Below are 19,788 nucleotides of genomic sequence, written 5' to 3' on the forward strand. Positions count from 1 at the left end.
CGAAACACGAGAGCCCGACGAACAAGGTCATATCGGGAAAGTGGAAGCCGCTGATCCTAGACTTTTTGCTACGCGGGCCCACCCGCTATGGGGAATTAAAGCGCGCCATCCGCAACGTCAGTGACAAGGTGCTGATCCAGCAACTCAAGGAACTTGAGGCGGACGGCGTCCTGCGCAGGAACGACTACAAGGAAGTGCCTCCGCGGGTCGACTACACGCTGACGGAACTCGGCCAGAGTCTCGCCCGCGCGCTCGAGCCGTTATGCCAGTGGGGCACCGACAATATGGTCGTAATGCAGAAGCTATTCGCTGCGCGTGACGGCTGGGGGCGTGAGCGGATTGAACGGCAGGCCATTGGGCCTGACTCGACAAGCATCGCACCCATCGCTTCTGGATCAGCCTGGCCCGAAGTCGGCCGTTCGCGTCCCTCTTTCCGCTTCCAGGAGCTGGCCAATCGTTCGTCTCTGTGTACCGAGCGCTCCGGGATCAGTCAGCTAGACCGCTCACGCCCTCAATGCTCCGATCAGCGCATCGCGCGCCAAGGCAACGCGGGGGTGGCGCAAGGAAGATTTGGCCCAGACAAGATAGTATGCGTTGGTCGGCACGCCGATAGGCGCTGCAATTTCGACAAGGGTGCAGGCCGTACGTTCGGCCCTGGTGAGATAGCCGGGTAGAACCGTCCAGCCCAATCCCGCGCATAGGCCAGAGCGCAGGACGCGCAAATCCGGCGCGGTCAGGGCCGGAAGCCGCGCTACCTCGATCTGGTTCGCCTCCAGCCAGTTGCGTACCAATGGCCGGTCGAGGTCATAGGCAAGATAAGGCACCGTATTGAGCGCTTCGCTCAACGGCATGTGCGCAATCCGCTCGGCTATGGCGGGTGCGGCCACGGCGCGCAGATCTTCCCTGCCGATCTCCTGATAGGCAAGCTGCGCGTCTTCGGGCTGGGATGCGGTGATGCCAAGGTGCACTTTGTCTTCGAGCAGCATGGCATAAAGCGCATCGCGCCCACCGATATGCAGGCGCAGATCGAGCCCGGAGTCGAGCAGCGGCCCGAGCCTTGGCGTGATCATTTCGCCGAGCAGGTCGGAGGGCGCGGCGATGTGGACCGTCCCCGAAATGCGAACCGACCGCGCCCGTGCCATTGCCAATGCGGCTTCGGCCCGGTCGAGGCTGCCGCCAATCGAGGCGGCGAAATCATCCGCGATCGCCGTGGGACGGACGCCGCGCGAATGGCGGTCGAAGAGCGGATGGCCGAGTTGCGCCTCAAGCGAGGCGATGTGCTGCGACGCCGCCGGCTGCGTGATGCCGAGTGCACGCGCCGCATCGCTCAGCGACCGACGGCGATAGACTTCGATGAACGTACGCATCTGTGGAAGGGACATTGCGGTTCCATAAATCGATTTATGGATGGGGGCCATTCCCCTTGGGTTTGATGATGAGCGATCAGGCCTATCTGATTGAGCATCGACGCGACAGACGGATAATCGAGGCTGCATTCTAACAGGCGCTGGTGCGAGCCATCGCTGCAACGGCATCGTCACTCGTCCCCGATCCGGCACGCAAAGGAGCCAAGCCGATGACACGCATTCTCATGATCGCCACGTCAGCCGACCGCATGACGCCCGGCACCGAGCCGACCGGCGTCTGGCTCGAAGAACTGACCACACCCTACTACGCCTTCCGCGATGCGGGCGCCGACGTGACCTTGGCCTCGATCAAGGGCGGCGCGATCCCGGTCGACCAGCGCAGCGTCAACGCCGATGGCGAGAATGATGCATCGGTCGAGCGCTATCTGAAGGATGAGGCGCTGAAGGCGGAGGTCGCCGACACGCCCGTTTTCACCAGCATCGACATTTCGGGTTACGACGCGGTGTTCCTGCCCGGCGGGCACGGCACGATGTTCGACTATCACGGCAACGAAGACCTTGCGCGGCTGGTCGAGCGGTTCGACCGCGAAGGCAAGATTGTTGCCGCCGTCTGCCACGGTCCCGCCGGACTTGTTTCCGCGAAGAAGCCCGATGGCACGCCGTTCATGGCGGGACGACGGGTTTCCGCCTTCACCGACAGCGAGGAACGCGCCGTGGGCCTCGATCAGGCCGTGCCGTTCCTGCTCGAAACCCGCATGAAGGAGCTGGGCGCGCATCATGAGGGCGGCCCCAATTTCCAGCCCTTCGCTCTGCGCGACGGCAATCTGGTGACCGGACAGAACCCCGCTTCGGCTACGCGCACCGCGGAGCTGGTCATGGAAGCCCTCACGGCAAAGCGGGCCTGATCATGCGCTATCTCCACACCATGCTGCGGGTTGCCGACCCGCAGGCGACGATTCGCTTCTTCGAACTGCTGGGCCTCAAGGAGACCCGGCGGATCGAAAACCAGCAGGGGCGCTTCACCCTTATCTTCCTCGCGGCTGACGAGGATCAGCGCGGCGAGGGCAAACGCGGTCAAGCCGAGGTCGAACTGACCTATAACTGGCCGCCCGAGGATGGCAGCCCGGCCGAGACCTACATCGGTGGCCGCAACTTCGGCCACCTCGCCTACCGTGTCGCGGACATCTACGAGACCTGCGCAAGGCTGCAGGCCGGCGGCGTGACGATCAATCGCCCGCCGCGTGACGGACATATGGCGTTCGTCCGCTCGCCCGACGGTATCTCGATCGAACTACTCCAGCAGGGCGAACACAAGGCCCCTGCCGAACCATGGGCTTCGATGCCCAACGTAGGAGAATGGTAATGGCCAAGCTTTTCGAACCCCTGGACGTGGGTGGGCTGTCGCTCGGCAACCGGATCGTGATCGCGCCCATGTGCCAGTATTCGGCCGAAGACGGTGCGATGACCGACTGGCATCTGATCCATCTTGGCCAGCTGGCCATGTCGGGGTCGGCCGCCCTCACAATCGAGGCGACGGCGGTCACGCCCGAGGGGCGTATCACCTATGGTGATGTCGGATTGTGGGATGATGCCACCGAAGCGGCGATGCAGCGCGTCGTCGATGGCGTGCGCCGTTGGTCCGACATGCCGTTGATGATCCAGCTCGCCCATGCCGGACGCAAGGCGAGTACGGCAAAGCCCTGGCATGGAGGCGCTCAGATCGCGCCCGATGCCGAACTTGGCTGGCAAACGCTAGGCCCCAGCGCGCTGCCGTTCGAACCCGGCGAGCATCCACCGCTGGCGCTCGATCACGATGGCCTCGCCCGTATACGCGACGCCTTTGCCGATGCGGCACGGCGCGCCGCCCGGATCGGTCTGGACTCGATCCAGATCCACGCCGCGCACGGCTATCTCCTGCACGAATTCCTCTCGCCCCTCTCCAACACGCGCGAGGATGAATATGGCGGCGATCTGGCCAACCGGATGCGCTTCCCGCTCGAAGTGTTCGACGCCGTGCGCGCCGCCTCCCCGGCCGACAAGCCGGTGACGGTTCGCGTCTCGGGCACGGACTGGGTCGAAGGTGGCTGGACGGTGGACGAGACCGCGATCTTTGCGGCAGAACTCGAAGCCCGTGGATGTGCCGCGATCCATGTGTCCAGCGGGGGACTTGACCCTCGCCAGAAAATCCCGGTCGGTCCATCCTACCAGGTGCCGCTCGCGAAGGTGGTGAAGCAGGCCGTGTCGATGCCGGTCATAGCGGTCGGTCTCATCACCGACCCGCATCAGGCTGAGGCTATCCTTCAGGATGGCGATGCTGACGCGATCGCGATTGCGCGCGGCGTGCTGTGGGACCCGCGCTGGCCTTGGCATGCGGCTGCTGCTCTCGGCGCATCGGTGGATGCACCACCACAATATCTGCGGTCCGAGCCGCATGAGGCCGGGCGTATTCTCAAGGAAATGGATCTGGCCAAGTCTACGCCGCGCTGCTGATCGCTCACCACCAGGGCTCTCTCGCTCCGCTTGAATTCATCGCGTGGACGGATGCGGAGTGAGGGAGCGCGCCGTAACTTTGCGGGGCGGTCAACACTATATCGAACGACCGCTAGGTGCCAGGGATCACCTCTTCCGGTCGAAGTGGGGTATCGTCCGTGCGGATGCTCACCAGCAGGCCGCTGAGGTGGCCGAGACCCAACGTCGGCCATTCAACGGCGTGCGGCTCCCTCCTGAAAGCGGACGCACGTTAATTGCAGCCTGGCCGCTGTTTGCTCAGCTAGCGTCACATCATCGATCCGCATTTGTCAGCTCTTCGATGACGATCGGCGGCCCGTCCGAAGACCAGGGCGAAACCTTGTGCATGATCCCTCCGAAGAGATTGGAAGCGAGATGATCGGCGAGCCATGGCTTCAGCCGTGGCAAAAACAAGTCGTCGAACCACGCTCGATCGACCCCGGCGAACTGCCTCACGAAAGGCATGATGGCGGCATCCGTCAGACCCGCCTTTGTGCCGCCGAGTTGACCGCCAACCCCGATCCGCATCTCCAGATCTTGTAGAAACTCGAAGCCGAGATCACGATGCCGGGTTGGGTCCGAGCCATAGCGATCAGAATATTTGTATCGGTCGAGGTGGTGCTTGAACACTTCGTCATTGGCTGCGATCAGCGCGGGATCGTCACGAGCGAGCCAATCTTCCGGGTCCCGAATACGCAGCGCCCAACGCATGATCGCGAGGCTCTCGTCGAGCACGACACCTTCTGCCGTCACAAGCACCGGCACTGTGCCCTTGGGCGACGCGGCGAGCAGTTCCGCAGGCTTGTCGGAAAGCCTGACCTCCCGAAGCTCATGGCGCACACCACCGATGCCCAGTGCCAATCGCGCCCTCATCGCGAACGGACAACGACGAAAGCTGTACAGGATATGGGCGGCCATTATCCTAGCATACTGCCTATTCCTTGCCACAGAAATTCCCTCGACAGGGGAACGCTGAACGGCGCGCTCCAGATAAGTGGATTGTCGTAGCCGGGGGGTAATGGAATGATGCGACGATGCGGATATCAAAGTTAGTCGTCCTCGCCCTGCTCCTGGCAGGTCCCGCGAACGCCCAGATCGTCGCCCAGCCTTCGGCCGGCACCTACCCACGCGCGGTGGCGGCCGGCTATAAGGCCGCACTCTATTGCTCGGGCGTCTTCAACGCCGGTCGGACCCCGGCGCAGATCGATGCCGACGAACTGACCGGCATCTATCCCGAATATGACAAGATCGTGCCGACGCTCACCGCGCAGATCGACCGCGCGCATGGGTCCGTTGCCGTCGCCTTCGACCCCGCGCTGCCACCGCGATACGCGATCTGGCGCGATGGCCGTGGCTGCGTGACGCTGCCGATCGGCAGCAAGGCGCCGGCGGGCAAGGCGTCGGCAGCGCCGCCACCGATCGCGAAGGCGGATCCCCGCCCATGGCCGCAGGGCGATGCCGGCATCGCGGCGCGCCCTTCCGCGCTGCTGACCGGAGCCGTCGGCAAAGCGTTCGCCGGTGGTTATGGCGCTGGCACGAAGACGGTCGGCGTGATCGTCGTGAAGGACGGCAAAATCGTTGCAGAACGCTATGGCAGCGGCTTTGGGCCGTACGTTTCGAACAGGACCTGGTCGGTCGGCAAGTCGATCGCCGGAACGCTGATAGGCCTCGTCGATGCCGGGGCGCTCCAAGGGCCAGCCGTTGTGCCGCAGTGGAGCGCCGGTGACCCGCGACAATCGATCACGCTCGACAACCTTCTGCGTATGGCGTCAGGCCTTCATAGCGACACCGCCGGCAACCGCACCGACGCGATCTATTTCGGCGGCACGGCCGTAGATGAGCAAGCGGTGTCCTGGCCCCTGGAGGCCCAGCCCGGCACACGCTTTCGCTATGCGAACAACGACATCCTTCTCGCAGTCTATGCCACACGGCAGCGGATTGGCGAGGACCGGTATCGCACGTGGCCGAACAAGTTGTTCGGCGAGCTCGGCATGGCGCATACGGTCGCGGAGACGGATTGGCACGGCAATTATGTCCTCTCCAGCCAAGTGTGGTCGACCGCCCGCGACCTCGCGCGGCTTGGATTATTCTGGTCCCAGGACGGCGTCTGGGCGGGCCAGCGCCTGCTGCCGGCGGGCTGGTTAGGCACCATGACGACGCCGAGCGGCCCCCAGCCGCCGAGCGGCCCCGGTTATGGCGTGACGATGTGGCTGTTCGGCCCCCGACAGGGGCTGCCGGTGGGCACTTTTGCCGCACAGGGTAATCGCGGGCAATATGTGATGGTTATCCCTGCGCAACGTCTGGTGATCGTGAGACGCGGCGAGGATCCTGGCGGAGCCCGTTTCGACATCGCGCGCTTTGCCGCCGATGTCGCCGCAGCGCTGCCCTAGCGCCACGCGCCCCTCGCCTGGCGTGCTACCGCTTCGTGAACACCACTTGCGCAGCGTCTCCTCAATAGGCCAGCGCACAGCCGTCGGCGCGCATTTCGCTCGCCGCGGCATAGACGCGGGTCGCGCCGTCCATGCGATGCTCCACGCATTCGTAGCGGCCGAAGCCGCCATCGGGCTCGCCGATCGTCCAGCCGATGTCGACAAGCCGCTGCCGCGTCGCCATCGGCACGCCAGTCTCCAGCCGCAGCAGGCCACGTGGGTCCAGTCCGGCCGCGTCCTCTCCCATCGATTGCGACGAGCCCTCATGGTGCCAGCGCGGCGCATCGCCCGCAGACTGGATTTCAAGACCATAGTCGACACGGTTGACGATGATCTGCGTCTGCCCCTGCGGTTGCATATCCCCGCCCATCACGCCGAAGCTCATCCACGGATCGCCCCCGCGTGTGGCGAAGCCGGGAATGATCGTCTGGAACGGTCGCTTGCCGGGCGCATAGATATTGGGATGGCCATCCTTCAAGCTGAACAGTTGCCCACGATCCTGGAACATGAAGCCCAATCCGTCGGCAACCAGTCCAGACCCCATGCCGCGGAAGTTCGACTGGATCATCGACACCATCATGCCGTCCTTGTCGGCACAGCTGAAATAGGTCGTGTCGCCGTGGCAAGGTGCCTGCCCCGGATAGACGGGATCGAGGATACGCCCGGGCCGGATCAGTTTCGCCCGTGCCTGCGCATATTCCTTCGAGATCAGCCATTCGACCGGCACCTTGCTGAAATGCGGGTCGGCGTAGAAGCGCGCGCGGTCTTCGTAAGCGAGCCGCTTCGCCTCCGCCTGCAGATGAATCGAAAATGGCGACTGGAAGCCGGCATCGCCCAGATCGAAGGTCTCAAGGATGTTAAGCATTTGCAGCGTAGCGATGCCCTGCGTGTTCGCGCCAAGCGCGTGCACATCCACGCCGCGATAGCCCGTTCGGTGCGGTTCGACCCATTCGGAGCGATGCGCGGCAAGATCCTCGTACCGAAGCCAGCCTCCGATACGCTTGAAGTAACGATCGATGACGCGCGCGATGTCGCCAGCGTAGAACGCGTCTTGGCCGCCTTTTGCAATAGCACGATAGGTGCGTGCGAGGTCGGGATTGCGGAACACCTGGCCCGTCGCCGGTCCCTTACCGTCGGCGAGTCCATAAGTTCGCAGCGCGTTCGCCGTCTCCTCGATGCCGTTGCCGGGTCGGCGGAACGCGGCCATGCTGCGCCGAATGTAATAAGCGATGATGTCGGGCACCGGCGCTCCCGCCTCGGCATGGGCGATCGCCGGTTCGAACAACTGCGCCCAAGGCAGCCGGCCATAGCGTTGGTGCATCGTCCACCACGCATCGACCGCCCCCGGGACCGACACGGTCACCGCGCCTAGCGGCGGCAAGGCGCCGCCCCGTGCGCGCGACCGTACCGTCTCCAGGCTAAGGCCCTGCGGCGACGCGCCCGATCCCGCCAGTCCGATGACCTTGCGCTGCTTCGGATCCCAGATCATCGCATAGGCATCGCCGCCAATGCCGCTGGAGGTCGGCTCCAGAAATCCGAGACAGGCGTTGATCGCGATGGCGGCATCGACTGCCGACCCGCCTTGCCGCAGGATGTCGATGCCAGCCTGGGTCGCCAGTGGATGGGCCGTACCCGCAGCGCCGTTGAGCCCATATGCCGCTGTGCGGGACGCGAAGCTCGCCCCGACCGGCCGATCGCCCGCGGTGGCGTCGGGGCGCAGAAAGCGATCGGCACCCGCCTCCCAACGTTTCGGGAGCGATGGCATCACCGGCTGAGGCGCGCCGCCCTGCCCCGGACCTGGCACGCCCTGCCCACCGGATACACGCGTTCTACCCTGCTGTGGTTCCGCGATAACCGAACCTGGCAAAAGCGCCGCCCCCGGCACGGCGGCAAGAAAAGTTCGACGACGCATGATGGCTACTCCGCGGTTTGATGCGCATCCTCACCAAGGTCCCGGACAAGTACAAGGCGCATCAACGCGTTTCGGGTCTGCCGTTCGTTCAGCGTACCGGCTTTGCCCCGTTTGCGCTTGCCAACTGCGGTGGCACCGCGACATAGTCGCCACCGGGGCTGTAATAGGCCTCTCCGCCGCCAATCCGGATATCCGCCCCACATGCTTCCATCAGCGCATGCGCGGCGGGAATACGGTCCGCCTCGGCAACCGGCGCGCCCTGCGCCACCGTCGCCAGCCGCTCGGGGAGCCCCTCGCATTGATCGACGTTGAACACGGTGAACCGCTTCAGAAATGCCAGCTGCCGCGCCTCGCGATCCTCGTCGCGCGCCCGCTCAGCCTCGTCTTTGGGCGTGAAACGATCCGCATAACAGATCGTCGTTCCCCGCTCCCCGCGCCGAACGCTACCCCCGGCCGCCTGCGCCTGCCGAAAGGTAAGCCAACGCTGCGAGCCATACTTCCCCTCGATCACCGCCGCCCAGAGGATCAGCACATTGATCCCCGAATAGCGCCGCCCGGTCACGGCATTGGCCGGCATCGCACAGCCACACGCTGCAGCATCCCAAGGCTGCACCCAGGGCAACCGCCCCTGCTCCAGCTCGGCAATCACCCGGCCCGTCACCTCGGCATAGAGGCTCGCCCGGTTCTCGTGTCCAACACCCATGGTCCTGCTCCTTCCAAAACACCGCAACCGGCGCCGGAAGGGCGGGGGGAGCGGCAGGAGCGAACCGGCAGTCCTGCCGTCAGAGGCAGGCCGCACCCGCAGGGCCGTAACGGAGTGGAGGAGCCGGGCACCGCCCGGCTTGCGGCATGCCGCGGCAGGACTAGAGGCGAGCGACGCTCCCCCCGCCCATCCGCGTGCCGGCGCACCAACGCCGCCGCGCATTCGCGCGGCGACCATCCTGTCAGCGCGACCGCGCTGCCGGGCGCTACCGGCGCCCGGACAAGAACCGCACCCTTGCAACCGGGCGGGCTCGCGCGGGCGGCGTGCGCGCGCCAGCCGTGCGCCAGCCGCCGCCCGTGCCTCCCGCCCGGGCAAGTGTGCCACGCGGGCACCAGCAGCATGCGCGCCCTGGTGTCGCCGCAGGCGTGCGCCAGCACGCGCACCGTACGCGCGTTCCGCTGCCGGCACGTGCCGGCCGCCGATCCGCAGAATCGGCGAGCGTCCGCGATCAAACCCGAAGGGCAGAGACGGCCAGGCCGACTCGGCGTCGCGCCAGCGGCGTGCGAGCGCAATCATGCAAGCAAGCATGAGACGCCCAGCATGGTGCACCAAGCCGCCTGTCGTCGAAAGGCGCCGCTGAACACCAATCACCCCCAACCCGTTCAGTTTCTTCGCACCAAGGCGCTAGGACCACCACAGCACTGGCGAAACGGCAGGTTGGATCGCAACGGAGCGGCACATGGTCACGCGTGAGGAACTCTACCGCCTTATCTGGGCGATGCCGATGACCAAGGTCTCGGCGCAACTGGGCATCTCCTACGGCAAGCTGGTACAGATCTGCACCGCAATGGGCATACCAAGGCCGGCGCAGGGCCACTGGACACGCCTCAAGCTCGGCAAGGCCGATCCTGTCCCGCCGCTACCCGCAGCAGCGGAAGGACAGCCGACCACATGGACAGGCGACGGCATGGCCCTCCCCAGGGCGCGACCCGCCGCCCGCGCACCTCGGAAAAAGGCGATAACCGGCAATAAGACGCCTCCGGCGATGCACACGCTCCTGCGCGGCACGAAGGCACAATTCCTGAATAGCCGCCCGACCAGGGATGATGGCTTCCTCCGACCGTACAAACGCGCCCTGCCCGACCTGCGCACCTCCTCCGAAGCCCTCGATCGTGGGCTGCTGCTGGCGAATGCTCTGTACAATGCCTTCGAGGAGGCCGGTCACCACGTGGTGCTCAGCGGGCTCAATTCTGCCGCCCGCCGCCTGCAGATCGACCCCAGAGAGACACCGATAAAGGGACGGCAGTACGACCCGTATCCGCAGCCATGGCGGCCGGATCGACCCACACTCGTCCAGACAGGCGGGGTGAGCATCGGCCTCATCGTTCTCGAAATGACCGAGCACGTAAAAATGCGTTATACGAACAACGGCTTCGTTCGAGACAGCCCCGAACTTGCTGCACGCCTGGAGCGGTCCCACGGCTCCGGCTGGACAACATTCGAGGATGTGCCGTCGGGTCGCCTCCGTATCGTCGCCTACGCAGCAGACTCGGCCGTCGACTGGTCGCAAAGCTGGCAGGAATCGGAGGCTCAGACCGCACCGCTCTCCCCCAACGCCATCGTCAAAGCCGTCCTGGCGCAAAAGCGCCAGCTTTCGGAAATGGCAGAGGAAGCCGCGCGCCGGGCCGAGATCCGACATCGCGCATGGTTGTGCGATCGTCCCGTTTCTCCATCTCCGATGCGCCATTTCGGGAAAACACAATCGGGAACAGGTTTCGGGAAAGCCAAGCCTGTCACCGGGTACGTGCGCATGCAGTCACCAGCTGCCCCGCAGAACGTTCGTTTTCGGGAACCCTGTTTAGGGCAAGCGAGGTGCCAGAAGCGTTCCCCGAGGCTTGCCCTAAAATCTCCATTTGGCTGCTCCCGAGTGAAGCCGATGCATGCCTTGCGCTACTACAAGAAAGGTGTACCATGAAGATAATACACCACCGGCTATAAGCTGGTATAATTGGATAAGGGCGCCGATGTTACATGCCATAGCCATGCTCGCATCCAGTCCGGTCGGCGTTCAGTCGCCTCCCGCGGCTTCTCCGGACGAAGAGCGGGTCAGGATGGCGGACGACGCTTTCTGGGCGGCATTCAACGCCTGCGATCGCGTGCGGATGGCGACATCGCTCACGCCTGACATCGAATTCTACCATGACAAGACCGGCGCCACGATATCGCGCGATGCGGTCGTCAAGTCGTTGATGGACGGTCCTTGCGGAACCTCGGGACTGCATGTTCGCCGCGAATTGGTGGCAGGATCGCTGTCATATGATCCGGTGCCGGGGTTTGGCGCAATCCTGACCGGGCGGCATCGCTTCTACGCGCAGCGGGCGGGCCAACCCGAACGCCTCGACGGCGAAGCGCGGTTCGCCGTCGTATGGCAGGAGGCGAAAGGCAAACTCCTGATGCGTCGTGTCTTCAGCTACGCGCATGGCGCTGCGATCGATCAAAACGCCCTGCCGCCGGTCGAGGTTTCGTCGACCACCCTGCAGCGCTATGTGGGGCACTACGCAGCCCCGATGGGCGACATCGCCGTTACCCTCCTTGAAGGACGGCTGCATCTGGTATCCGGCGGCCTTTCAGCCGATCTCATAGCGATCACCGCCACGACGTTCCAGGCGCAGGGTCGTCCGCTGAAGTTCGATTTTGTCGAGGCCGGCGGCAAGATCGAGAAGGTCGTTGTCCAGGAAAACGGCGCTATCGTTGCAGAAGGGACGCGGCAGGATGCACGTTAAGCCCTCACGGCTTCGTCGCGGCTGGATATGAACTTCCCACACGCCGCTGGCTCGCTGGTCGGCACCGCTCGCGACTTGGCACGCTGGTCCGATGCCCTTCATCATGGTCGCGTCCTCGCGCCCGCCTTTTATCGTCAGATGATCACGCCGACGAAGCTCAACGACGACGCGACCAGCACCTATGGCCTCGGCCTAGAAAACGAGATGGTCGATGGGGTTGCGGTGATCGGGCATAGCGGTGGTATCATGGGAGGCCAGACCGATAGTCTATACGTGCCGTCGCGCGATCTTTTCGTCGCTGTCCTCGCAAACACAGATGCTCCGCCGGTTGCGCCAAGCGTTACCGTTCGTCGCATCGTTACCTTGGCGATGAAGCCGTAGCGCTTGGTCGCTCGAGCGGGAACCGGAGCGATTCTCGACCATCTATCGAGACAACTTTCAAGAATGACTCGATCCCTTTCGGGACGCTCGCGAACGGCAGCTTCCAGTTGGATCCGCCGTTTGAGAAAGCCTCTGCGGATGGCGGCTCTGTCCCAATGTCAGTCATCGGCAGGTCGGAGCCTTCACGGTCCAACCGGGAGCGAAATCATAAAAGAGGCCCCCTCTCCGGACGACGAATACAAATCGATCTTCCCACGGTTGGCGTCGAGCAGCGAACGCAGGATCGGCAAGCCAAGCCCAGTACCACCATCCGAGCGGCGTGTGGTGAAGAACGGCTCGAAGATGCGGTGGCGGTCCCCCAAGGGCACCCCTGGACCATCGTCCGTTACGATCACCGTGACACCTGCGGGCGTTGATCGGGCTGCGAGCGTCACCTGCGTGGCGCCTGCCTGCTTGCTGTTTTCAATCAGCCCCACCAGCACCGCTTCCAGCACGTTGGAGGGCATCGCGACCAGCGGCACAGGGCTCTCCGAAACGTGCACAGCGAGCGAAGCGCCCTCGTGCCCGTAGACGTCGGCGATGCAGCGCATCACGTGGAGCACATCGGTCCGCGCCCCCTCCTCTGCCGTTGCCATGTCGGCACGCGCAAGATCGAGCAGCCGGCTGACGAGCAGATTGAGCCGGGCCGCATCGCCGGCGATATTGGAGAGGAAGCGCTCGCGGTCCGCGGCGGCCATATCGCCATGATCCTGCAGCAGTTCGACCGCGCCGCGGATGCCCGCCAGCGGCGTCTTGAATTCGTGGCTGACCGCATGGGCGAAGTCGCGCAGATAGCGCGAACGCCGTTCGATCGCCTCGGCCATGCTCCCGAAGTCGCGGTACAGCGCCTGGATCTCGATCGCGGCGGTGGTGGGCGCCTCCGGCACCGCCCCGCCCCCCTTGGCGACCGCCCGGGTCGCCTCGCCCAGCGCCTCCACGGGCCGCACGATGCCGCGCGACAGCAGGCCGCTCAGCACCACCAGCGTGGCGAAGATCACGACGATGCCGAACAGGATCTTGCCGCGATCCTCGTAGATGCCGACGAACAGCGCGCGCGGCGAGCGTGCGAGTAGCAGCACGCCGACCACCCGGCCATTTACGACGATCGGCCGCGCATGGTGGAGCCGCAGGTCGGAGGCGCGGCTCAGCCACTCTAGCGCGTAATGCGGCCGGTAGGCGCCATTGCGGCGCAAGGTCGTTACCGCGCGACCGGCCAGCGCTGCCTGCAGTTCCGGCATCGTGCCATAGGCGAGGCGCATATCGCCGCCTGCAAGGATGCGCCCTTGCGGGTCGAGTAACTGGATCGACGCAAGCGTCGTGTTTGCCGTCGCACGGAGCACAGGCGCCAATCGCGTTGCCCAAGCTTGTGTCTCCGGATCGGCCGAGCCTCCGCCAGCGATCGGCGCGGGGCGTTCGGGAAGGACAGACGTCAGGCGCAGATCGAGCGTGGACGCATTGGGTATGGTGCCCATGCTCGCCGGCATCCCGTGCGCACCGGGCCACTCGGCAGCGCCCGCCGCTGCCAGCGCTGCGCTCTGCGCGATCAGCGCGGCCTCGGTCTGGCGCAGCAGGCTGTTCTCATAGACCCGCAGGAACAGCGCGCCGAAGCCCGGCAATGCCGCGACGAACACGAAGGTCAGCAGCAGGATCGTGCGAAGCCGCATGCGCGGCCAATGGTGCCGCACGACCGCCTTGAACCGCTCGATCATCCCGCCCCGCAGGTGCCGAGCCGATAGCCGATCCCGGCGCGGGTCTCGATCACGTCCTCCGCACCGATCCGGGCAAACTTACCCCGCAGGTTGCGGATGTGGCTGTCGATCGTGCGATCGGTGATGGCGAAGCCCGGGCCGTGCAGCCGGTCGATGATCGCGTCGCGGCTGAACACCTTGGAGGGCATTGCCGCCAGCGTGCGCAAGATGCCGAACTCGGTGACGGTGAGCGGTACCGCCTCCCCTGCCCAGCTCGCCTGCCAGCCATCGGGATCGAGCGTCAAGCGTCCATGCTGGAGCGGTCCCGCCGACGCGGCAACGTCCGGCGGGCGGCTGCCCACCCGCCGCAGGATCGCCATCACCCGCGCCACCACCTCACGCGGCGAGAAGGGCTTCACGACATAGTCGTCCGCGCCGAGCTCGATGCCGAGGACGCGGTCGATCTCGTCGTCCCGGCTCGACAGGAACAGGATCGGCAGATCACCACCGGCGCGGAGCCGCCGGCAGACCTCGATCCCGTCCATGCGCGGCATGTTGATGTCGAGCACGATCAGGTCCGGCGCGTGGGACGCGACGGCGGCCAGCGCCGCCTCGCCATCCTCCGCCTCGATCGCATCGAGCCCGGCCTTGGCCAGCGCGAACACCAGCAGCTGTCGGATGTGCGGATCATCGTCTGCGACCAGGATCGTACGGGGCATGGGGCACTCGATCATGGCGCGCGCCTCCCCCGTCAAGATTGGACTTGCGGGGAAATGATGCTGCCGTCGCACCAGTCCCGGCTGTAATTGGCAGGCAGCGGGCGCGGCACCCCCGGTCCGACGATCGCCCGAGCCGCCGCCAGGCGGCGCGCGCCGTGCCATGTCCAGTATCGCCCATCCGCCTGCCGCGTCTCCAGATCCCTCAAAAGATCGGCGCGCACATAGCGCACGCGGTCCAGCGTCTCGGCGTCCATCGGCCGGCGTTCCAGCGCGATCAGCGGCAGCAGGGCACTGTCCCCGCCCCCGTGCAGGTAGCAGAGGTCGATCTTCGCCGGGTCGGCGGCCTGCACGTTCCAGCGGGCCGCAATCGCTTCGATGTCGACAAAGCAGCAGGCGGTCAGCACGACTCCGGCAGCCAGCGCGTTGCAGTTGATCAGCCAGCGCGCTCTGCGCCCGCATAGGATGCGCCAGCAGATCAGCACCAGGCCGAGCGCGACCGCCGCCATCCACAGCAACGCCGCGATCCGCCAGGAGGTGAGCATCGATTCCTGGATGTACTGCACCGTCCGCAGCGCGCTGGAGGCGACGAGCACCAGGTTCTGCACGACCCACAGGACTACCATCCGCCGGGCCCAGGGATTGCGCTCGCTCGCACTGCCCGGCCGCAGCATCGCGAGCGCCATTGCGCCGGCGATCAGCGCGGTGACGATCAGCGGATAGGCGCCGCGATGCACATATTCCGTCCGAGTCATGCCATCCGGCAGCGCGCCCCCGCCCCACAGAAAGGCGATGTCGAGGGCATTCTGGACCGCGAAGATCAGGTTGAAGAGCGCCAGGGCGATCAGCACCGACGGCAGCGACGTGCCGGGAAGGATCGGCTCCAGATCCGGCACGCGTCGTGCGACGCGCAGCGCGAGCGTGCCGGGACGCAGCATCGGCCAGACGCAGCAGGCGACGAAGGTCCACAGCGCGAGCTGCCACAGGCTGGGCAGCTGGATGGAGGCGAAAGCATGCTCGATCAGCGGGTTCGCCGCGGCGAAGAGGATCAGGAAGACGATGCCGCCGAGCAGCGGCAGGGCCAGCGTCGTCGCGAGCAGGCGCGGAGAAGCACCGACGCCACGTCGTTGCTTGGCAATGCGACGCAGGTCCGTGAAGGGCCGCAGAAAGCCGGTAGCGCCATGGAGGAACAGGCGGACACCCCAATGCCAGGCATCGTCGAAACGGCCGACCATGGGTGCCAGCGCGGCAAAGGCGATCGCGCACCAGAACATCGACCAGGCCAGCACCCCTGGCTCATCAAACAGCGATACGGCGAAAAGCGCCGCCAGCGCGAGCCCCGGCCAGGCGGATCGCGCCCTGCCGATGTCCGGTCGCGTGGCGATGATGGCTAGCAGCCAGGCGCCGGCGAACACACCAACTCCTGCCCCGCCGAAGCTGTCGGCAAAAAGCCTGTCGAACAGGATGATCAGGACCAAGGCGGCACCGGCCTTGCGGACGAAACTGAAGCGCACGTGTTGCTCCCTCTGACACAGGAGCAGCGTGGATATGCGATGCTGGTCCATCGCTTGCGCTGACGCCGAGGAGCTTCGGCGGAGGTCCTATGCAGGACCTGTGCAGATTGCTGCCTTCGCTACCGTCGCGGCTGGGACCGTTTAGCGCAAAGCGGTTAGATTGTTGGCCGCATATCACTGGCCGGGGCGTTAAACTATTCCTCATTATTGCTTGAATTTTGCATCGCTGCGGGCAGATTGACCATCTCTCGGGACGCAATTGGGCCAACACGAACCAGAAATCATGGGCTAGTTTGGAATCGAACCCGGCAAGACTTCCCCGGTGACGGTACTTCGCACGGTACAGAGACTGACGGCATCAGCTTAGATGCTTGAATTATCCGTCGCTTCTCGGCGCAATTCGATTCCTGCAACCGGCACCATCTTTCGATTTCCACAAATCCCAAACGGCTTTGTAAACCGCAGAAAGCTGCGGTACTTTGCAGCCTTCCGGTTCGTGATCGCTCGTCTGGTCGCATCACAGCGCAATGCCAGGTAGGGCCCGTTGTGGCGGGATTGCCCGGGAGTGTCTCGCAGAAGGCAAGCTCCCCCAGAGCGACATCGCGAGAAACTGCACAAGGAAGCGTTTGCGGACAGTACCTTCACCCGGGTCGCCAAAGAATGTTGCTCAAAGAGCCGGCGGGACGGTGATCGGGCATGGGCTCCGGTGACCGCGTCGCGTAACGAATGTCTCCTCAGCCTGCTCGTCAGCTTGATCGGAAAGCTGCCGATCCATGAGATCGAGCCGATCGCAGCGATCGGGACCCGATTGAAGTACAACCTACCCGGGGGACCTGCGGGGCGCGTTGCTGACGCCGACCGTCACACATGATGGCACGGTTACCGAAGCGAAGGATGTCGGCACGCTGCTCAGCGCCATCGACAACCCCGGCCGGGCTCGCAGCTACCTCCAAAAACCCAATAGAACCGCTATTCGCCGCGCCTGCCAAAACGGGCGTAGAGCATCGATTGTTCAAATCTTTGCACGAAGCGTCACACCATATCTGGCAGGCTGGCTGTAATTGACCGTTCGGCCAAGATACGCCGTCACCCCTGCCCCGGATGGCGCGGCCAGCAGGGCCTGCGAGATGACGTTCCGCTCGTTGGTCGCATTATTGGCAAACAGCGACACGTCGTATTTGCCGCTGTCGAGCCGCAGCCCCGCGCGCAGGTTCAGGTTCGACTGGGCCGGCACCTGAGTGTAGATCGATTGCGTCACGCCGGTGCCGTAGCCGGTGGTGTGCGAGAACTGGGCGTAGCTGTAGAATTCGGTCTTCGCGTTGATCGCAATATCCCAGGAGGGCGTGACCGAGAGCGCCCATTTGGGCGAATAGGGCGCGCGCTGCCCCTTGGCGTCGATATTGGCGATACCGTTGTAGCTCAGTTCGGCCGGTGCGGGCAGCGAGGGCGCGCGGGTGTAGACCGCATCATTATAGTTGCCGTCGAAGGTCAGCCGCAGGCCTGACCCGAAATTGGCCGCCGCGCTCCATTCGACGCCACGGGCCCGGATATCGCCGACATTGGTCGCGCCCCGCTGCGGGGTGCCGTCCGGCAGCGTGTACGAAATCGACGTCTGAAAGCCATCGAGCTTCTCCTGATAGGCCGAGAGCGCAAGTGTCAGGTGCCTGTCGAACAGCGATGCCTTGATCCCGGCTTCGATATTCTTGGTGGTCGTCGGCTGGATTGCCGGTGCCGTCGGATTGAGCGCGCGGTTGTTGAGATCCAGGCCGCCGGCCTGAAACCCCGTGGCGTAGGTCACATAGGCGGTGACGTCGGGCGTGATCCTGTACGAAAGGCTGGCCGTACCGGAGAGATTGTCGTTCGAGGTCCGCAGGTCGAGCGCATATCCGGTAGTGGCGGGCGTGGTCGGATAGCCCGGGACCGCATAAGCGACGCCGGGATTGCGCTGCACGGCATCGATCGCATTATAGAAGGCGAGCAATTGCGCATTCGTAATGCCCGCCGGAAGCGACGTCGGCAGCTGTCTGGTATCCACCGGGCTGGAGCCGTTCTTGCGGTCATAGGTGTAGCGCAGGCCGCCGGTGAGATCGAACTTGCGGGTGAGGTGCCACGTCGCCTGCCCGTATGCGGCGGCAGTGCGGTTCTGGACCGTGGTGTCCTCGATGATCTGCACGCCGGTCAGCTGCGAGCGGAACGACAGCGGGATCGGCGTGAAGCTCGTACCGGCGATCGTGTTATAGGCGTTGTACCAGGGGATGACGTCCGCGCCGAACTGGTGGACCACATAATGGTCGCGCAGCTTCGAGTAGTACAGGAAGGCGCCGGCCTGCCATTCGATCGGGCCCCGGCGATTGGACGCGAGGCGGAGTTCCTGACTGAACTGGTCGCTGCGGCTGATCGCCATGTTCTGGTAGATGTCGATCGACGTGCTGTCGCTGTCCTGGGGCGGATCGAAGGTCCATAGCCGCCAGGCGCTGATCGAAGTGAGTGTGACCGGGCCGAAATCATAATCGGCAGTCAGGGACACGCCCGCATTCTTGGTGCGCGTCTGGTTGTAGTTGTTGGTGATGTTTGCGCGCGGGTCGACGCTAGGCACCCAGTTCTGCACGCCGCCATAATTGGCGAGTTGCCCCAGCGCCTTGAGCGCGTTGCTCACCCGCGTCTGCTGCGCTGCCGTGGTGTTGATGCCCCAATTGCCCGGCCCGAACAGCTCGACGATCCCGCCCCCCGAGCTGAACCCGGACGAACTGTCACGCTCGACGTTCAGATCCCCCGCCAGGTTCACCTTGAGCGGTCCGGTGGCGAGCAGGAACTGCTGGCGCACGCCCCAGCGCCCGGTCCCCGCCGTGGTCGCTTCGTCGGTCGCGGTGGGCGCATAGATGGTCTTCTGCGCTGCCGCCGCACGAAAGGATGGACGGAAGGGCGTGGAAATCCAGCCGTCGCCGCGCGTCCCGAACGCGACCGTCCGGAAGGCGATGGTATCGCTGATCGGGCCGGTGAGGATCGCCTTGCCCTGCGCAAAATTGTAGCGGCCATAGGTCACCTCGAAGGTGCGCGCGGGGGTGAAGCTGGGCTTGTTGAAGGTGACGTTGAGCGCGCCCGCCGCAGCGTTCCGGCCGAACAAGGTACCCTGTGGGCCGCGCAGCACCTCGAAGCTCTGCACGTCAACGAGGTCCTGCAGCACCTGTCCCGGGCGGGCCTGATAGACGCCGTCGAAATAGACCCCGATCGCATTGTCGAGGCCGTCGGCGGCGGTGGGCGCATAGCCGATGCCGCGGATCGTGATCGAGAAGTTGCGCGGGTTGCCGCCGGTGGAGTTGAGGCCCGGCGTCTGGTCGATCAGGCTCTGCAGATCGATCGTGCCCTTTCGCTCAAGCGTTTCGCCGCTGATTGCCTGCACCGAAATCGGCACGTCGCGGATGTTCTCCGAACGGCGGCGCGCCGTCACGAGGATGTCCTGCCCGTCCCCTTCATCGACCACCGCAGCGAGCTGGACCTGTTGCGTTGCCTGTCCCGAGGCGGCTGCCGGCGCCGCGAAGATGGCGGCGCTCGCCAGCAACGAGCGGGTGTAACGCGGACGATTCATCGAGGACCCCCTTATGTCGTTTAATTCCTATTAACTCGATAGAGATTGCTACGGAAGTGAATCCCTATCGAATAAGTAGGATTTGATTTCAGGGTCCGAAGTTTTTCTGCGTCGCCGTTTATGCCCTGCCCCCGCACCCTGTGGGCACCAACCGGGAGAACG

At 64.9% G+C, this 19,788-nt stretch carries 14 protein-coding genes and 2 pseudogenes; 8 read left to right on the forward strand and 8 right to left on the reverse strand.

Annotated elements, in window-relative coordinates; genetic code table 11:
- Positions 1 to 29: 29 nt before the first annotated feature.
- Positions 30 to 275: pseudogene (locus tag RT655_RS04305) on the forward strand (winged helix-turn-helix transcriptional regulator); the annotation flags it as partial.
- Positions 276 to 503: 228 nt separating this feature from the next.
- Here RT655_RS04305 and RT655_RS04310 read toward each other — a convergent pair.
- Positions 504 to 1,367, reverse strand: a complete 864-nt coding sequence (locus RT655_RS04310; protein WP_313535157.1) for a LysR family transcriptional regulator — start codon at positions 1,365 to 1,367, stop codon at positions 504 to 506.
- 209 nt (positions 1,368 to 1,576) lie between these two features.
- On the opposite strand from RT655_RS04310, the gene RT655_RS04315 reads away from it, so the two are divergent.
- The 3 genes from RT655_RS04315 to RT655_RS04325 are packed head-to-tail and all read left to right on the forward strand — an operon-like array spanning position 1,577 to position 3,857.
- On the forward strand, positions 1,577 to 2,272 hold the full coding sequence (locus tag RT655_RS04315) for a type 1 glutamine amidotransferase domain-containing protein (protein WP_313535158.1): 696 nt from the start codon (positions 1,577 to 1,579) through the stop codon (positions 2,270 to 2,272).
- Between the two features lie 2 nt (positions 2,273 to 2,274).
- A complete protein-coding gene (locus tag RT655_RS04320) occupies positions 2,275 to 2,730 on the forward strand; it encodes a VOC family protein (RefSeq protein WP_313535160.1) in 456 nt (151 codons plus the stop codon).
- Positions 2,730 to 3,857, forward strand: a complete 1,128-nt coding sequence (locus RT655_RS04325) for an NADH:flavin oxidoreductase/NADH oxidase (RefSeq protein ID WP_313535161.1) — start codon at positions 2,730 to 2,732, stop codon at positions 3,855 to 3,857. The genes RT655_RS04320 and RT655_RS04325 overlap by 1 nt, the downstream gene beginning before the upstream one ends.
- A gap of 291 nt (positions 3,858 to 4,148) precedes the next feature.
- On the opposite strand, the gene RT655_RS04330 is transcribed toward RT655_RS04325, so the two are convergent.
- Positions 4,149 to 4,793 (reverse strand): glutathione S-transferase, encoded by a 645-nt coding sequence (locus RT655_RS04330; RefSeq protein ID WP_313535162.1) that lies wholly within the window; start codon positions 4,791 to 4,793, stop codon positions 4,149 to 4,151.
- Positions 4,794 to 4,909: 116 nt separating this feature from the next.
- On the opposite strand from RT655_RS04330, the gene RT655_RS04335 reads away from it, so the two are divergent.
- Complete coding sequence (locus tag RT655_RS04335; RefSeq protein WP_313535163.1) at positions 4,910 to 6,265, forward strand: serine hydrolase; 1,356 nt, start codon at positions 4,910 to 4,912, stop codon at positions 6,263 to 6,265.
- A gap of 61 nt (positions 6,266 to 6,326) precedes the next feature.
- Here the strand turns inward: RT655_RS04335 and RT655_RS04340 are convergent, their stop codons facing one another.
- On the reverse strand, positions 6,327 to 8,216 hold the full coding sequence (locus RT655_RS04340; RefSeq protein ID WP_313535164.1) for a gamma-glutamyltransferase family protein: 1,890 nt from the start codon (positions 8,214 to 8,216) through the stop codon (positions 6,327 to 6,329).
- 118 nt (positions 8,217 to 8,334) lie between these two features.
- Positions 8,335 to 8,919, reverse strand: a pseudogene (locus RT655_RS04345) (ArdC family protein); the annotation flags it as partial.
- A 739-nt stretch (positions 8,920 to 9,658) separates the two neighbouring features.
- Between RT655_RS04345 and RT655_RS04350 the strand changes: the two are divergent.
- The 3 genes from RT655_RS04350 to RT655_RS04360 all read left to right on the forward strand — a co-directional run bounded on the left by RT655_RS04350 (position 9,659) and on the right by RT655_RS04360 (position 12,083).
- Positions 9,659 to 10,894: a hypothetical protein gene (locus tag RT655_RS04350; protein ID WP_313535165.1), complete on the forward strand. Its 1,236-nt coding sequence runs from the start codon at positions 9,659 to 9,661 to the stop codon at positions 10,892 to 10,894.
- Positions 10,895 to 11,030: 136 nt separating this feature from the next.
- Positions 11,031 to 11,702 (forward strand): nuclear transport factor 2 family protein, encoded by a 672-nt coding sequence (locus RT655_RS04355; RefSeq protein ID WP_313535166.1) that lies wholly within the window; start codon positions 11,031 to 11,033, stop codon positions 11,700 to 11,702.
- Positions 11,703 to 11,729: 27 nt separating this feature from the next.
- A complete protein-coding gene (locus RT655_RS04360) occupies positions 11,730 to 12,083 on the forward strand; it encodes a serine hydrolase domain-containing protein (RefSeq protein ID WP_313535167.1) in 354 nt (117 codons plus the stop codon).
- A gap of 182 nt (positions 12,084 to 12,265) precedes the next feature.
- Here RT655_RS04360 and RT655_RS04365 read toward each other — a convergent pair whose 3' ends face one another.
- From RT655_RS04365 to RT655_RS04380, 4 genes are all read right to left on the reverse strand, one after another.
- Positions 12,266 to 13,831, reverse strand: a complete 1,566-nt coding sequence (locus RT655_RS04365; protein WP_313535168.1) for a HAMP domain-containing sensor histidine kinase — start codon at positions 13,829 to 13,831, stop codon at positions 12,266 to 12,268.
- Positions 13,828 to 14,529 (reverse strand): response regulator transcription factor, encoded by a 702-nt coding sequence (locus RT655_RS04370; RefSeq protein WP_313535169.1) that lies wholly within the window; start codon positions 14,527 to 14,529, stop codon positions 13,828 to 13,830. Before RT655_RS04370 ends, RT655_RS04365 begins: the two co-directional genes overlap by 4 nt.
- A 32-nt stretch (positions 14,530 to 14,561) precedes the next feature.
- A complete protein-coding gene (locus tag RT655_RS04375; RefSeq protein ID WP_313535170.1) occupies positions 14,562 to 16,091 on the reverse strand; it encodes a DUF4173 domain-containing protein in 1,530 nt (509 codons plus the stop codon).
- A 961-nt stretch (positions 16,092 to 17,052) separates the two neighbouring features.
- Complete coding sequence (locus tag RT655_RS04380) at positions 17,053 to 19,626, reverse strand: TonB-dependent receptor (RefSeq protein WP_313535171.1); 2,574 nt, start codon at positions 19,624 to 19,626, stop codon at positions 17,053 to 17,055.
- Positions 19,627 to 19,788 lie beyond the last annotated feature (162 nt).

Source organism: Sphingomonas sp. (assembly GCF_032114135.1).
GTDB lineage: Bacteria > Pseudomonadota > Alphaproteobacteria > Sphingomonadales > Sphingomonadaceae > Sphingomonas.

Excerpts from the sequence above, each read along its gene's own strand:
- RT655_RS04330 (WP_313535162.1), bottom strand. The coding sequence starts at position 4,793 with ATGGCCGCCCATATCCTGTACAGCTTTCGTCGTTGTCCGTTCGCGATG.
- RT655_RS04360 (WP_313535167.1), top strand. The coding sequence starts at position 11,730 with ATGAACTTCCCACACGCCGCTGGCTCGCTGGTCGGCACCGCTCGCGAC.
- RT655_RS04310 (WP_313535157.1), bottom strand. The coding sequence starts at position 1,367 with ATGCGTACGTTCATCGAAGTCTATCGCCGTCGGTCGCTGAGCGATGCG.
- RT655_RS04335 (WP_313535163.1), top strand. The coding sequence starts at position 4,910 with ATGCGGATATCAAAGTTAGTCGTCCTCGCCCTGCTCCTGGCAGGTCCC.
- RT655_RS04340 (WP_313535164.1), bottom strand. The coding sequence starts at position 8,216 with ATGCGTCGTCGAACTTTTCTTGCCGCCGTGCCGGGGGCGGCGCTTTTG.
- RT655_RS04355 (WP_313535166.1), top strand. The coding sequence starts at position 11,031 with ATGGCGGACGACGCTTTCTGGGCGGCATTCAACGCCTGCGATCGCGTG.
- RT655_RS04320 (WP_313535160.1), top strand. The coding sequence starts at position 2,275 with ATGCGCTATCTCCACACCATGCTGCGGGTTGCCGACCCGCAGGCGACG.
- RT655_RS04365 (WP_313535168.1), bottom strand. The coding sequence starts at position 13,831 with ATGATCGAGCGGTTCAAGGCGGTCGTGCGGCACCATTGGCCGCGCATG.
- RT655_RS04380 (WP_313535171.1), bottom strand. The coding sequence starts at position 19,626 with ATGAATCGTCCGCGTTACACCCGCTCGTTGCTGGCGAGCGCCGCCATC.
- RT655_RS04370 (WP_313535169.1), bottom strand. The coding sequence starts at position 14,529 with ATGCCCCGTACGATCCTGGTCGCAGACGATGATCCGCACATCCGACAG.
- RT655_RS04315 (WP_313535158.1), top strand. The coding sequence starts at position 1,577 with ATGACACGCATTCTCATGATCGCCACGTCAGCCGACCGCATGACGCCC.
- RT655_RS04325 (WP_313535161.1), top strand. The coding sequence starts at position 2,730 with ATGGCCAAGCTTTTCGAACCCCTGGACGTGGGTGGGCTGTCGCTCGGC.
- RT655_RS04350 (WP_313535165.1), top strand. The coding sequence starts at position 9,659 with ATGGTCACGCGTGAGGAACTCTACCGCCTTATCTGGGCGATGCCGATG.
- RT655_RS04375 (WP_313535170.1), bottom strand. The coding sequence starts at position 16,091 with ATGGACCAGCATCGCATATCCACGCTGCTCCTGTGTCAGAGGGAGCAA.